General features: G+C 63.9%; 11 protein-coding genes. 5 read left to right on the top strand and 6 right to left on the bottom strand.

Translation table 11 applies throughout. The annotated features are described in order from the left end of the window. The first annotated feature begins 187 nt into the window (after window positions 1-187). Complete coding sequence (locus HMI59_RS18260; RefSeq protein WP_193592112.1) at window positions 188-3,157, top strand: exo-alpha-sialidase; 2,970 nt, start codon at window positions 188-190, stop codon at window positions 3,155-3,157. A gap of 296 nt (window positions 3,158-3,453) precedes the next feature. Continuing rightward, complete coding sequence (locus tag HMI59_RS18255; RefSeq protein ID WP_193593816.1) at window positions 3,454-6,522, top strand: S8 family peptidase; 3,069 nt, start codon at window positions 3,454-3,456, stop codon at window positions 6,520-6,522. A 121-nt stretch (window positions 6,523-6,643) separates the two neighbouring features. On the opposite strand, the gene HMI59_RS18250 is transcribed toward HMI59_RS18255, so the two are convergent. From HMI59_RS18250 to HMI59_RS18235, 4 genes are all read right to left on the bottom strand, one after another. Further along, window positions 6,644-7,033 (bottom strand): serine protease inhibitor, encoded by a 390-nt coding sequence (locus HMI59_RS18250; protein WP_166185838.1) that lies wholly within the window; start codon window positions 7,031-7,033, stop codon window positions 6,644-6,646. 29 nt (window positions 7,034-7,062) lie between these two features. Beyond that, window positions 7,063-8,001 (bottom strand): 3-methyladenine DNA glycosylase, encoded by a 939-nt coding sequence (locus tag HMI59_RS18245; RefSeq protein ID WP_370583522.1) that lies wholly within the window; start codon window positions 7,999-8,001, stop codon window positions 7,063-7,065. Next, window positions 7,985-8,581, bottom strand: coding sequence for an SSI family serine proteinase inhibitor (locus HMI59_RS18240; protein WP_193592110.1), 597 nt, complete (start codon window positions 8,579-8,581; stop codon window positions 7,985-7,987). Before HMI59_RS18240 ends, HMI59_RS18245 begins: the two co-directional genes overlap by 17 nt. Window positions 8,582-8,704: 123 nt before the next feature. Then, window positions 8,705-9,181: a MarR family winged helix-turn-helix transcriptional regulator gene (locus tag HMI59_RS18235; protein ID WP_166185841.1), complete on the bottom strand. Its 477-nt coding sequence runs from the start codon at window positions 9,179-9,181 to the stop codon at window positions 8,705-8,707. Between the two features lie 136 nt (window positions 9,182-9,317). Here HMI59_RS18235 and HMI59_RS18230 point away from each other — a divergent pair, with 136 nt between their 5' ends. The 3 genes from HMI59_RS18230 (at window position 9,318) to HMI59_RS18220 (ending at window position 10,527) form a co-directional block, all read left to right on the top strand. Then, window positions 9,318-9,542 carry a hypothetical protein gene (locus HMI59_RS18230; RefSeq protein WP_193592109.1) on the top strand — a complete coding sequence of 75 codons (225 nt, stop codon included), beginning with the start codon at window positions 9,318-9,320 and terminating at the stop codon, window positions 9,540-9,542. A 179-nt stretch (window positions 9,543-9,721) separates the two neighbouring features. Then, window positions 9,722-9,952: a hypothetical protein gene (locus HMI59_RS18225; RefSeq protein WP_021471661.1), complete on the top strand. Its 231-nt coding sequence runs from the start codon at window positions 9,722-9,724 to the stop codon at window positions 9,950-9,952. Between the two features lie 215 nt (window positions 9,953-10,167). Next, entirely contained in the window at window positions 10,168-10,527 is a 360-nt protein-coding gene (locus HMI59_RS18220; protein WP_227471442.1) for a lipopolysaccharide assembly LapA domain-containing protein, read from the top strand. Between the two features lie 101 nt (window positions 10,528-10,628). On the opposite strand, the gene HMI59_RS18215 is transcribed toward HMI59_RS18220, so the two are convergent. Together HMI59_RS18215 and HMI59_RS18210 are read right to left on the bottom strand one after the other, a co-directional pair. Further along, window positions 10,629-10,928: a DUF4193 domain-containing protein gene (locus tag HMI59_RS18215; protein WP_018778105.1), complete on the bottom strand. Its 300-nt coding sequence runs from the start codon at window positions 10,926-10,928 to the stop codon at window positions 10,629-10,631. 152 nt (window positions 10,929-11,080) lie between these two features. Continuing rightward, window positions 11,081-13,573 carry a glycoside hydrolase family 3 protein gene (locus HMI59_RS18210; protein ID WP_193592107.1) on the bottom strand — a complete coding sequence of 831 codons (2,493 nt, stop codon included), beginning with the start codon at window positions 13,571-13,573 and terminating at the stop codon, window positions 11,081-11,083. Window positions 13,574-13,578: the final 5 nt, after the last annotated feature.

The raw sequence follows: 13,578 nt of genomic DNA, 5'->3' as shown, positions 1-13,578 counted from the left end.
GAGGACTTGTGCTCGACGTTAGCGGCTTCGCGTACAGAAAACCCGATTCCACGTCATCGCTAGCAATGTGACGGCCAGCACTTTATGGTTGTAGGACGTTCGACGTGGCACGTAATACGAGGTATGAGTCTGCGCGAACGGTCCACCAGCACCTCCGCCGTGAGCGGAAAGAGGAAGGAACACGGATTTGAGATCCAAAAGCACCGCACCATCGCTAGCTCGAAGAGCCGCAACCGGCGTCCTGACCTGCGCGGTCAGCATCGGTTTGCTGGCTGGCTTGGGCCTGCCCGCCCAAGCGGCCCCCATCCCACCCAATTCGCCCACGCTTCCACCGGGCAGCTTCTCTGAAACCAATCTCGCGGCCGACCGCACGGCTGCGAACTTCTTCTACCGGATTCCGGCTCTTACCTATCTGGGCAACAACGTGGTCCTTGCCGCTTGGGACGGTCGTCCGGGGTCGGCGGCGGACGCCCCGAACCCGAACTCGATCGTCCAGCGCCGAAGCACCGACGGCGGCAAGACCTGGGGGCCGGTCCAGGTGATCGCCGCAGGCCACGTCGCCGATGCCAGCGGCCCAAGATACGGCTACAGCGATCCCTCCTACATTCACGACGAAGAAGCCAACAAGGTCTTCGCCTTCTTCGTCTACTCGAAGGACCAGGGATTCGGCGGCAGCCAGTTCGGCAACGACGACGCGGACCGAAACGTCATATCTTCCGCCGTCATCGAGTCCTCCGATGCCGGCGTGACATGGAGCCAGCCCCGCCTCATCACCAATGTCACCAAGCCGGGCACCAGCAAGACCAACCCGGCAGCCGGCGACGTCCGCTCCAACTTTGCCTCCTCCGGTGAAGGCATCCAGCTCAAATACGGCCCGCACAAGGGCCGTCTCATCCAGCAGTACGCCGGCGACGTGCGGCAAGCTGACGGAAGCAACAAGATCCAGGCCTACAGCGTCTATTCAGACGATCACGGCGTCACGTGGCACAAGGGCGCCAACGTGGGGGACCGGATGGACGAGAACAAGACCGTAGAGCTTTCCGACGGTCGGGTCCTGCTCAACTCCCGCGACAACGCCAACCAGGGCTACCGCAAGGTGGCCGTCTCCACCGACGGCGGAGCCACGTACGGCCCCGTCAGCCAGGACACGGAATTGCCGGACCCTGCCAACAACGGTGCAATCGCCCGCATGTTCCCCAACGCGGCACAGGGCTCCGCAGACGCGAAGAAACTGATCTTCACCAACGCAAACTCCAAGACCGGCCGCGAAAACGTCTCGGCCCGGGTCTCCTGTGACGACGGCGCAACCTGGCCGGGCGTCCGCACCATCCGTTCCGGCTTCTCGGCCTACTCGACAGTGACACGGCTGGCGGACGGAAAATTCGGTGTCCTCTACGAGGGCAACTACACGGACAACATGCCCTTCGCCACCTTCGACGACGCGTGGTTGAACTACGTCTGCGCTCCCTTGGCAGTACCGGCAGTCAACATCGCCCCGAGCGCAACGCAGCAGGTTCCGGTGACCGTCACCAACCAGGAAGCAACCACGCTTTCCGGTGCGACCGCAACTGTCTATACGCCGTCGGGGTGGTCTGCCACCACGGTGCCCGTGCCCGACGTCGCCCCCGGTGCGTCCGTCACCGTGACCGTTGGGCTGACCGCACCGGCGGTCGCCAGTGGCCCGCGCAGCCTCAACGCGGCATTCACGACGGCGGATGGCCGGGTTTCGCAGTTCACCTTCACCGCCACCACGCCCGTGGCTCCGCAAGTGGGCCTCACCATCACGGGCTCGGCACCTGCACGTGACGTAGCGGCCAACCCGTACCAGGCCGGTGACGTGTTGGGGTACACGCTCAACGTCAAGAGCACCGCGAATGTGGCGGCCAACTCCGTACCGTTGACCGGGACGTTCGACTCCGGCTTCCTGCCTCCCGCGGCCCCCAACTGCCGCTATAACAACCTTGCAGCCGGAGCCAGCTACAACTGCACCACGGCCAAGCACACCATCACGGCCGCCGATATGGAGCGGGGCTACTTTGTTCCGGAGGCCACCTTCAGCATCACTTCAACCACGACGCCGTCACTCACCAAGACGGTGCAGTTCACCGGCGCGGCGGTCGCCCTGCGGGATGGCCTGATTTCGGCGGACATCAGCGGTGCGCGCACCGACGTCGGACGCGACCTCGCAACGCGGCCGTACGCGGCAGGCGAGCTGGTTCCTTACGCCTTCACGGTCAAGAACACCAGCCCGTTCGTGGAGCAGGTGGTTCCTACAGCCGGCAACTTCAGCCCGTTCCTTCCTGCCGGAGCCGGAAACTGCCGCTACCTGTCCCTCCCGGCAGGCCAGAGCTATGAGTGCGCGACTCCCCGTCACACGGTGACGGCTGAAGAAGTGGAACAGGGCTTCTTTGTTCCCGACACCACGTGGGAGGTCAGCGCAGCGGGCCAGAGCACCAGGACGTATCGGATCAATGGGGGAGAAGTGGACCTGGTGGTCCGCGATGCTGCCTTGTCCGCCACAGTGGTGGCCGAATGGAAGGATGCGGACGGAGACCGCTTCGCCAGCGCCGGAGACCCTGTAACTTTCACCTACACCGTGGGCAACGCGGGCAATGTAGCGTTGACGGGCCTTGAAGCGCCCGACGCCGGGATATCGCTGCCCTTCCTTGCCGCCGGAGACACCGCCACGGCAACACGCGAGCACGTCCTGACCGCTGCCGACGTTGCAGCTGGATCGTTGGCTGCCTCCGCTTTTGAAGCCACGGCCCGCAACGGGTCCAAGGAAGTGACCGCAACTGCGGAAGGTCAGCCCCTGGAGCTGAAGGTGCAGCCGGTACAGCCAAGCAACGAGCCCGAACTGGCAGTTCAGGACCTTGAGGACCAGACGCCGCCGTTCGATCTCGGCACGGCCTTCAAGTACCGGACCGGACAGAAAGTGTCCCTCGCCGGGCTTGAGTACGGTCAGTGGTATTACGTGTACCTCAATAAAACCGGCTACCGCCCTGGCTGGATCTTCCCCACCACCGGGGACACCGTGGAATTCATCCTGCCGCCCGAGGTCAAGAATGGCCGGGATGACGTGGTGGTGCTGGACAAGGACGGCCGCCAGGTTTCCTTCGATCGGCTCCAAGTAACGCCGAAGGGGGAGAAGATCTAGCTTCCTGATGCTGGGGAGGACGGGCCCGATTGTGACAAGACAAAAACACAAAAATGTGCCTTATGTCATATGTCGCTCTCACTCTGTACTCTGTGACTCGGTTGGTAGTGCGCTTTTGACAGGAACTGTCAATGCCGCAACCAGCCCCCGTTTGAAAGGTCCAGGCGATGGCGCCCGGTCCTCCCCAGTGAAAGGTGCACTCACTCGTGAAATCCCAAGGAAAGAGCTTCGTCAGAAGCGAGGGCCTTCGGAAGGCGGCGGCCTTGGCTGTCGGTCTGCCGTTGCTGCTCTCTTCCATGGCGTTGCCGGCCCAGGCGGCTCCATCGGCGGAAAACGTTCCGGCTGTGGCCAAGAAGAACCTTGACCCTGCTGCCTATAAGGACGGCCGTTACATGGTGGTCCTCGCGGAGAAGCCTGCTGCGACCTACGACGGCGGCACGCCCGGCTTGGCGCCTACCAAACCGGAAGAGGGCAAGAAGCTAAAGGCCGACAGTGCCGAGGTCAAGCAGTATCAGTCGCACCTGCAGCGCAAGCAACAGGAAATCGCGAAGCAGGAAAACGTCAAGATCCAGCGCGATTTCACCACCGCTGTCAATGGCTTCAGCGCCAACCTCACGGCAGACCAGGCCATCAACCTGGCCAAGGACCCCGACGTCCTGCTGGTGGCGCCGGACACGCAACAGGCCCCTGACTACTCCACCACCGATTTCCTGAAGCTCAGCGGGCCCAATGGCACCTGGGCAACCCAGTACGGCGGGGTGGACAGCGCAGGGAAGGGCACCGTGGTTGGCGTCATCGACACCGGCTACACCCCCTCCAACCCGTTCTTCGCCGGCGAACCTGTAGGACCCCTCGTTGGCAACCCCCAAGTGGGCGTTCCCTACCGCACCGACGACGGCAAGATCGCGATGCTCAAGGCCGACGGAGACACCTTTGTAGGTGAGTGCCAGTCCGGTACCGGAACAGGCGCCGACTACGACGGCAGCGCCTGCAATTCCAAGGTCCTCAGCACCCACTACTTCGCGGACGCTTTCCTGGACACCGTTCCTCCGGAGAACCGCGCCCCCGAGGAACTCATTTCCCCCGTGGACGTGGACAGCCACGGCACCCACACAGCAAGCACCGCAGCCGGCAACGCCAACGTTGAGGCAACGGTTGACGGGCGCAGCTTCGGCGTCACCAGCGGCATAGCACCGGCCGCGAAACTCTCCATCTACAAGGTTTGCTGGGAAGACACCGACCCCTCCACGGGCGGCTGCTACGGATCGGCTTCCGTTGATGCGATCGAGCAGGCAATCCTGGACGGCGTGGACGTACTGAACTACTCCATTTCCGGCTCTGCCACGTCCACCACGGATCCTGTTTCCCTGGCGTTCCTTTCCGCCGCTTCGGCCGGCATTTTTGTGGCCACGTCCGTCGGCAACTCCGGCCCGACGCCCAGCACCGTCAACCACGGAGCACCCTGGCTGACCACGGTAGCCGCGACCTCGTTCTCGCAGGAACTGCAGGGAACCGTGGAATTCTCCGATGGCAGCAAGTTCCGCGGAGCGAGCATCATGAACAAAGAGGTGACCGGTGCCGGCGTCGTGCTTTCCACCGGTGCCGCCAGCGGCAACGGTGACGCTGCCCTCTGCGCTCCGAATTCGCTGGACCCGGCCAAGGTGGCGGAGAAGGTAGTTGTCTGTGACCGCGGCGTAGTTGACCGTACCGCCAAGAGCGCCGAAGTACTGCGTGCCGGCGGCGCGGGCATGATCCTTGTGAACCTGACTGCTTCCTCGCTGGACACCGACAAGCACGCGGTCCCCACCGTGCACGTCAACCCGCCGGCTACCGCCACCATCAAGGAGAAGGTCGCAGCCAACCCGGCCATCACCGTCTCCCTGCTGAACCGCGACACCACGGGTCTCCCGGCCGAAGCCCAGCCGCAAATTGCCGGGTTCTCCTCGCGCGGCCCGCTGCTGGCTACTGACTCCGACCTCCTGAAGCCGGATGTTTCCGCTCCCGGTGTCGCCATCCTCGCCGGCGTTTCCCCGATCGGAACCGGAGGGGACAACTTCGGCTTCCTGTCCGGTACGTCCATGGCCTCCCCGCACGTGGCAGGCTTCGGAGCCCTGATCCTGTCCAAGAACCCCACATGGTCCCCGGCAGCGGTCAAGTCCGCCATGATGACCACCGCAGGCCAAGTGAAACTGGCCAACGGCGCTCCGAACACGGACGTCTTCGCAACCGGAGCCGGCCAGGTGGACCCTGCCAAGGTCCTTTCCCCGGGCCTGGTCTACGACAACACCACGGAGGACTACCTCAAGTTCGTCCAGGGAACGGGCATGGACCTGGGCATTCCGGGCCTTGGTACCACGCAAGCCCGTGACATGAACGTGCCGTCCTTCGCGCTGGGCAACCTCGCCGGCAAGATCGAGGTCACCCGTACCGTCACTGCCTTGACGCCGGGTCTGTACCGGGCAACCGTTAACGTTCCCGGAGTCGACGTCAAGGTCACCCCGTCTGTCCTCAACTTCAGCCGCGCCGGTGAGAAGCGGACGTTCAAGGTGAAGTTCGAGAACAAGAACGCAGAACTGGGCAAGTTCGCCATGGGCTCGCTTTCCTGGCAGGGCGCCAACAACACGGTGACCTCACCGATCGCAGTCCGCCCGCAGTCGGTGATCGTGGACAAGGCTCTGGCCTTCACAGGTACGGGCCCCAACGGCTCGGGAACCATCAACATCACTTCCGGTACCGATCTTCCGGTGGGCGTCACGGTTGAGGGACTGTCCAAGGCTGACTCCTCTGCCGTGGAACTGGTCCCTGGCCCCTTTGGAATCGAGAGCGACGGGTCCAATTTCGTCAAGAAGGTGACTGTGGGTGAAGACCGTTCGCTGGCCAAGTTCTCGGTCATCTCCTCCGACGAGGCCGCAGACTTCGACATGCTGGTCCTGACACCCTCCGGGCAGCAACTCCCGTCCGCCACGGCTTCGGCCAGCGAATCGGTCACCGTGCCCAATCCCGCACCCGGCGACTACTTCATCTTCGCCAACCTGTACGCGAGCCCCAACAACCAGCCCACCAAGGCAACCGTTGATGCCGCCGTCCTCGGTGCAAACGAAGGCAACGCATCGGTGACCCCCAACCCGATCAAGCTGGCCAACGGCAAGAAGGGCACCATTGCGCTCAACTGGGAGAAGCTGGAACCCGGCTCCTACATCGGCCGACTGACCTTCGCTGGTACCAGCGAGCCCAGCTTCGTCACGGTAGTGGTGAACCCGGGCGGGGCAGTAGTTGTTCCTGACAACGAGAATCCCGGGAAGGACAAGAAGCACCGCGGTAAGATCCGCGGCGACGAGCCGACGCAGGAGAACAACGCGGGCTAGTCCCCGTCGCGCATCCACATCCGTGACGTAGAACGGGCTGAGGACACCTGGAACCAGGTATCCTCAGCCCGTTTGCGTTCGGCCCGTTGAGGTTGAGTCCGTCTGCGACAGGTAGGGCTCCTTAGGCGGCGCCCGTTGAACCCCCGAGGCCGCCGAACAAGGGAGCCAGGCTGCGCCACCGGGCGATTTCGCAGCCGTCGGTCCGGCTGAACTGGCTGTTGACCTGCCGTCCGCGGAACATCCCCTCCACAACTGCGATCTGCGGTCCACCGTACTGCTGCGTGCAGATCCGGTCCGGACGCGGTACCGGGAAGAAGGCCTCCTCGCCGAACTGTTCGACGGCGGCAAGTGCCGCGCGCGCGTCCGGCAAGTTGGATTCCACGGAACCTTCGTCCGGGGAGAGCACTCCGTCAGCGGAACGGAGGCGGAACGTCCTCGGCTCCGCGCCAGGTGCCTCGGTCAGCGTTACGGTCAGGTCGACGTCGTATTCGGTCTTTTCGGAAGAAACCATGGTTACCTTTCGCTGGTGCGGCGGGTGCTTCAAGCGTTGGCCGGCAGGGCCTCCAGTAACGGACCCACCGACTCAAGCACGCGGGCCCTCAACTTCTGCGACTCGGCTGCGAAAGCCCGCTGGTACTCAACGTACTCGGCTTTGCCCTCCGGTGTCTCAATCCTGATGGGCGGGTAACCCCATTCTTCGAGGTCGTAGGGCGAAGCCTGCATGTCCATGGCCCGGATCCGCCAGGACAATTCGAAACAGTCCATCACCAGCTCGCTGGGTAGCGCGGGAGCAAGCTTGTAGGCCCACTTGTAGAGGTCCATATTGGCGTGGAGGCAGCCGGGCTGCTCCATGGCCCGCTGGTTCTCCCGCGTAGGAGCGAGCTCATTGAGGGGGACAGCGTCCGGCGTGTAAAAGCGGAAGGCGTCAAAGTGGGAGCAGCGGATGCGGTTCTTTTCCACCACGGCATCCGTCCCCTCCCCTCCGAGCCTGAGCTGCAGGTACTCATGGCGCAGTTCGAACTTTTCCTGCCTGTACACCATGGCCCACTCGTGCAGCCCAAAGCAGCCGAACTGGGCGGGCCGCATCGCGGTGCCCTTGAGGATGATCCCGGCGAAGCGAACAGCTTCCGCGCGCTGGTCCAGGAACGGCTCGCGGTGGAAAGCTACCGCAGGCGTCCCGGGCGGCAGTCCGACGGCGGCGAGCTGGCCGTCGTCGAGCCTGTGATAGAACTTCCAGTCCGCGCGTTCCAGTGCGCGCTCCCCGCTGAGCGCAACGCCGTCCCCGGGGTGCCAGCGCAACAGTTGCCCGGGCTTCTGTGTGTAATACGTGAAGAGGAAGTCCTCCACAGGATGCTTCTGCCCGGCGGAACGGCGGGCGAGGTAGGGGTCGGCATAGCGGGCGACGCGCGCGTGATGGGCAGCCTCCAGCCCGAGCCACTGCTCCCGGGGGAGGTGCTGAAGCCTAGGCTCCACCACCACTGGCACCCAGGATGCTGCTGGCGGCGTCCCACAGGGCAATCTGGCACCCGTCGGTCCGGCTGAACTTCGCGTCCACCTCGGTGCCGTCAACGGCGCCCGTCACGGTGGCCGTCTCCGGGCCGCCAAACTGCATGGTGCAGGCCTGGTCGGTCTTTACCGGCGCGGGGTTGAGGAGCGCAGGGTAGTTCTTCAGGACCTCGCAGGCCGCGGCCGCGGTGGGGTGATTGCTCTCTGCAGCAGGGACCCCTCCCTGGCACACCAGGGTGTAATTCTTCGGGGCAGCGTCAGGAGACGCCAGGAAGGTAATGGACAGCTCCGCGTTGCCTTGGCCCGGAGTAGGCGTGGTGGCGGGAAGGCTGGGGTTGGGCGAAGTATCGCCGGGGCCAAGGGTAGTGGGAACCTGCGTGGGCGTTGCCCCTGTAGTAGCCGACGACGACGGCGACGGGCTGCTGCTGGAGGTGGCGCTGCTTGAGGTGGCGCTGCTGCTTGAAGTGGCGTCCGGTGTGGGGCCGCCGGTGCAGGCGGCCAGTCCGGCAACAGTCAGTACTGCGAGGGCGGACCGAACGAATCGCATGCGCATTGAATCTCCTTGGTTGCTGCCATTTTACGCGGTCCCCCGGTTTTGGACGCGGGGTGTTGTACCTGCCGGGGGATGCGGGGGCTGTTCATCCGGTTTACCCGATATATCCGACCTTGACTCCGCTTATCCGACCTTAACTCCACGTTGTGTCGCGGCGATCAGGCCCGTCATGGCTTGGTGCAGATCTGCCACTTCTTCGCGGCTTAGCTGCAGGCGCTCGCGGATCTGCCCGGGAACGGCGGTCGCCTGTTCACGGAGGGCCGCGCCCTTCGCCGTGAGGGTGATGGCGAGGGCGCGCTCGTTGCCTTGAACGCGTTCCCGCGTCACGAGGTCCGCTTCCTCCAAGCGGCGGAGGAGCGGTGAAAGGGTGGCGGGCTCGTGGAGGAGGGCATCGCTGAGGTCCTTGAGGGTGCGGGGACTCCGCTCCCACAGGGCCAGCATCACCAGGTACTGCGGATGCGTGAGCCCGAGCCGCTCCAAGACGGGCTTGTAAACCCCCACGACGCTGCGGGATGCCACGGTCAGGGCGAAACAGAGCTGGCGTTCAAGAAGGAGATCGTCGGCTTGCTCGTTGATGTCGGTTCCACTGGCTGTGGTCATGGCTTCCTTCCCGGGCTGTGGGCGTGGCTCGATCCGGCGGACGTGTTGTCGGCAACCCCGCAGCCAATTAGTTAGTGCACTAATTATTAGCCTACTATGGAGGTATTGATCCGTTGAAACAAGGAGTCGATCGCCGGTGGCCAAGGAATCATTAGCCCAGAAGTTCATGCGTGCAACTGGCAGGCTGCGGGTTATCTTTGGCCCCGCGCACAGCAGCTCCATCGATCATGAGATGACCGAGGCCAACCGCCGGCTGTTGGCCCAGCGCCAGGCAGAGACGCAGCAATGGGAAACCGTGCGGCGGGCCGACGGCAGCACCTACGTGGTTCCCCGCAACCCGGACGACAAGTCTCTGCGCTAAACCTTCGGTGCCCTCCCCGCGAGATGGCATTTGATGGCAGTCCGGGCGGGGAACATTGCGATTAAATGCCAACTCGCGGACTGACCATTGTGGCTCTCCGGGCGTAAAATTGCCTCACTGGAACGGCGCGCACCGGCCCTGCCGTTTTTCTTTCTCCTGCGGAAAGGGGGTGGAAGAAAATGGGACGCAAATTGGAAGGCTTCCAGCACGTAACCGAACGGCTGCAGTCCGTTTTTGGACCGGCCACTCATGGCTATTCGGACGCTCCTGTGGTGCACAAGCACGATGACTTTGAGCTCGCCTCGGAAGAGGACCTTAAGCATTTTGACGTGGAGACTGACTCCGAAGGGCATCATTATGCTGTCCGGAACAACGATCCAGGTCCAACAACCACCGATTACAGCCTTTAGGGCTGACGCGGGGACCGGGGTTCAGCTCCGGTCCTTCCCTTGGGTGCCCGCGGACTCCAGCGCCTCCACCGCTGACGCTTCCACGCGAGTGATCAGCATGCTTATTATGTGTTTACGGGATGAGAGTTGGAAACAGGATCAGTCCTGTTTGGGGAGAGGGGCCGTGAATGAGTTTCCAAGATGACGCCGGAAGGATCCCTGCTAACACAGGAAGCATGCCTGCGAACACGGGGCCGGCGAACACAGGAGCTGCCGCGAGGGCTCAGGGTATGGTGCCTGATTCCTCCCGTCCCACGCGTACGGCAGCCGTCTGGGTTGCGGTGGCGGTTGGCCTGGTGGTGCTGGTGCTGCTGATCGTCTTCTTCGTGCAGAACCAGGACATGGTGACGGTCAGGTTCTTCGGATTGGAAGGATCGCTTGCCCTGGGTACGACGCTCTTTATCGCGGCCGTCGGAGGGGGCGTGCTGGTTGCGTTGGCCGGAGGTGCCCGCATCCTGCAGTTGCGGATCATCAACCATCGCCGGCAACGCAGCCTCGCTGGGCACGGTACCGGTACGGGACCTGAAAACGCTTAGTTAAATGCGGAAGGACCAGTTCACAGTGAACTGGTCCTTCCGCATTTATCCCGACGGCGGCACTCCCTGACGACGATCAGACCGCCCGGGTTGTGGAGGTCCTAGCCCTCGCAGTCAGTGCAGTAGGCCACGCCATCTTTCTCGCGGGCGATCTGCGAGCGGTGGCGGACCAGGAAGCACGAGTTGCAGGTGAACTCGTCATTTGCCTGCGGGATGACCTGGATGACCAGTTCTTCGGCGACGATTTCGCCGCCGGGGCCGTTGGCGTCGAGGCCATCGGTCTCGTCGAGTTCCAGCACCACGCTCTTGGCCGTGGGGGCGCTGGCGGACTGGAGTGCCTGGAGGGACTGCTCCTGGTTTTCTTTGACGTCTGTGCGGAGTTCGTCGTAATCGGCTGCCACTTGTTTATTTGCCTCTTCAGATAGGGGAGTTACGGCTATGCAACGTACAGCATGCCATGAAAATTCCATACCATACCGTAAAGAGGCCACATGTGGGGAAAACCACGGTAACTAATGTCATGGAATGGACACGTTAGGGGTGTTCACCTGTCTCAGCGCAGCTCAACATCCAGCTCCTGGAAGTCGTCTGCGGCATGGCGACCCACCAACAGGGTAAACGTGCCCGGCTCGAACTGCCAGCCGCCGTCGTAATGGGCGAAGGCCTTGGCCGGGATCCGCACCTCGACGCTTTCAGTCCCGGACGGAGCCAAGTGCGTTCCCGCGTAGCCGGCCAGCCAACGGACGGGCCGTTCCACCGCTGTCTCCGGGCGGGACAGGTACACCTGGACCACCTCTCGGCCCGTGCGGTTTCCGGTGTTGCGGACCGGCACGTGGACCACCACGTCCTTACCCGCAGGCACGCACTGCGGCGCGTGGGCCGTGCCGAACTCTATGCTGGTGTATCCGAGGCCGAACCCGAACGGCCGGGCCGGTGCTGCGCCACCAGCAGCTTCCTGTTTGAGCCAGGCACGGTACCCGACGTGGATTCCCTCGGAGTACACCACCTTGCCCTCGACCGGCGTTGTACTGAGCACCGGAACGTCCTCCACCGCGGCCGGCCACGTGGTGGGCAGACGTCCTCCGGGCTCCTCCCTGCCCACAAGGATGTCCGCGGTCGCGTGGCCGAACTCCTGACCGCCGAACCAACCGAGCAGCACTGCACTGACCTTGTCCAGCCACGGCATCAGAACGGGTGATCCGGAGTTGACCACCACCACGGTGCGGGGATTGGCTGCGGCCACGGCGGACACCAGCTCGTCCTGGAATCCGGGGAGACCAAGGTCGGTGCGATCAAAGCCCTCGGACTCAATGGCTGCGTTGGTGCCAACCACCACAACGGCGACGTCGGAGGCGCGCGCGGCTTCCACCGCGGCGGCGATGTCGGCTTGCGGGTTGTCCACCACTGTTTCCTCGCCGATCAGGATGGCCGTGAGTGGAATGAACTGTTCCTCGGGCAGCCGGTACTCCGCTTCGATCCGAACCATTTGGCCGGCGGCGGTTTCGATGGCATGGATCGTGGAGGGCGGGTCGAACAGGGCCGCGCCGAGGACGTTGGTCTGATCCTCCAATTCGCCGTTGAAGACGTCTTTACCGTCCACGGCCAGGCGGATTTTGCCCACGGTGCCCACCCCGATGTGATGGGTTCCAGCCGTCCGTGCCGTCCAGTCCGTGACCATCCGGATGCTCGCTGTGCCCTCCGGGATCCCGACGCCGAACCAGATAAGGTGCGAGGCAAGCCGGTCCTCACCTGAAATCTCCGAACCGTCCGCAGCATGGAAGGTCACCCGTATGCCGGCAACTCCGGACACGGGATTGTGCAGGTCCGTCCGGCAAAAGGCCTGGATGCCCTCGGCTACCTTGGCCCCGCGCGCATAGGTGACCGTGACGTCGTCGGGCAGTGCCTTCCGCAACCCCTCCAGCGGCGAGACGGTGTGCTTGGGCATGACAGTAGCGCTGCCGCCACCTTGCGTGCGCGCCTCTTCGGCGTTGTGGCCGATGACGGCGACGCTGCGGATGCTGCCGGCGTCCAGGGGAAGCAGTCCATCGCGGTTGCGGACCAGTACCGCTCCGCGTACGGCAATGTCGCGTGCGACTGCGGCCCCGTCCAGTTCGGCCGGTAGCCGGGTAATTGCCGGTTTGAAGCCTTCCAGTACGCCGACGCGGGCCGCAAGCCGGAGGATGCGGGTGACCTTCTCCAGGATGGCTTCGCGGCTGACGCGGCCATCGTTGACCGCAGCTATGAGTTTGGGTCCCCAGTGGCCCACGGGGCCCGGCATTTCCAGGTCCTGGTGCGCGTTTGCGGCGTCAATGGAGCGCACTCCGGTCCAGTCTGAGACCACTACTCCGTCGAAGCCCCACTCCGTGGAGAGCGGTGTTTCCAGGAGGTCGTTTTCGCTGGCCGTGGTGCCGTTGATCGAGTTATAGGAACTCATGACCAGCCAGGCGCGGGCTTCCCGGATGGCGTCCTCGAACGCTGCGAGGTAGAGCTCGCGAAGGGGTTGCTCTTCAACCACTGAATCGGCGGTAAAGCGGTCAGTTTCCGCCTCGTTGGCGAGGTAGTGCTTGGGTGTCGCACCCACGCCCATGGACTGGACGCCCTCAACGTACCCGGCCGCAATGGTGGCAGTGAGGCGGGGATCCTCGCTCATGCACTCGAAGTGGCGGCCGCCCAAGGGTGAACGGTGGAGGTTGATGGTGGGGCCGAGCACCGCATGGACGCCCTTGCGCCGGGCTTCCTGGCCAAGGATCTGGCCGTACCGGCGTGCCATGTCAACGCTCCAGGTTGCGGCCAATGCTGTCGGGGAGGGCAGGGAAACGGAGTCGTGGCGTTCGTCGAAGTCCTCACCCCGGACGCCTGCCGGACCATCGGACAGGACGATCCGGCCCAGGCCGATGTCGGGAAGGGAATGGGTGGACCAGATGTCCGCGCCGGTGAGCAGCCGGACCTGCTGTTCGAGGCTGAGCCCGGAAGCAAGCTCGCGGATCCTCGCTTCGGCATCGTCGGTGCCGACGGTGAGGGCTTCCATCAGGCGGGGTTGATTCATGGTGA

The organism is Paenarthrobacter sp. YJN-5 (assembly GCF_015040095.1).
In the GTDB taxonomy this organism is placed as follows: Bacteria; Actinomycetota; Actinomycetes; order Actinomycetales; family Micrococcaceae; genus Arthrobacter; species Arthrobacter ureafaciens.
Note: the sequence above shows the minus strand (reverse complement) of the source record. Positions and strands in the feature narration are given on the sequence as shown.

Coding starts and splice junctions, on each gene's coding strand:
- HMI59_RS18255 (WP_193593816.1), top strand. CDS start 3,454: ATGGCGTTGCCGGCCCAGGCGGCTCCATCGGCGGAAAACGTTCCGGCT.
- HMI59_RS18250 (WP_166185838.1), bottom strand. CDS start 7,033: ATGGTTTCTTCCGAAAAGACCGAATACGACGTCGACCTGACCGTAACG.
- HMI59_RS18240 (WP_193592110.1), bottom strand. CDS start 8,581: ATGCGCATGCGATTCGTTCGGTCCGCCCTCGCAGTACTGACTGTTGCC.
- HMI59_RS18235 (WP_166185841.1), bottom strand. CDS start 9,181: ATGACCACAGCCAGTGGAACCGACATCAACGAGCAAGCCGACGATCTC.
- HMI59_RS18225 (WP_021471661.1), top strand. CDS start 9,722: ATGGGACGCAAATTGGAAGGCTTCCAGCACGTAACCGAACGGCTGCAG.
- HMI59_RS18220 (WP_227471442.1), top strand. CDS start 10,168: ATGCCTGCGAACACGGGGCCGGCGAACACAGGAGCTGCCGCGAGGGCT.
- HMI59_RS18210 (WP_193592107.1), bottom strand. CDS start 13,573: ATGAATCAACCCCGCCTGATGGAAGCCCTCACCGTCGGCACCGACGAT.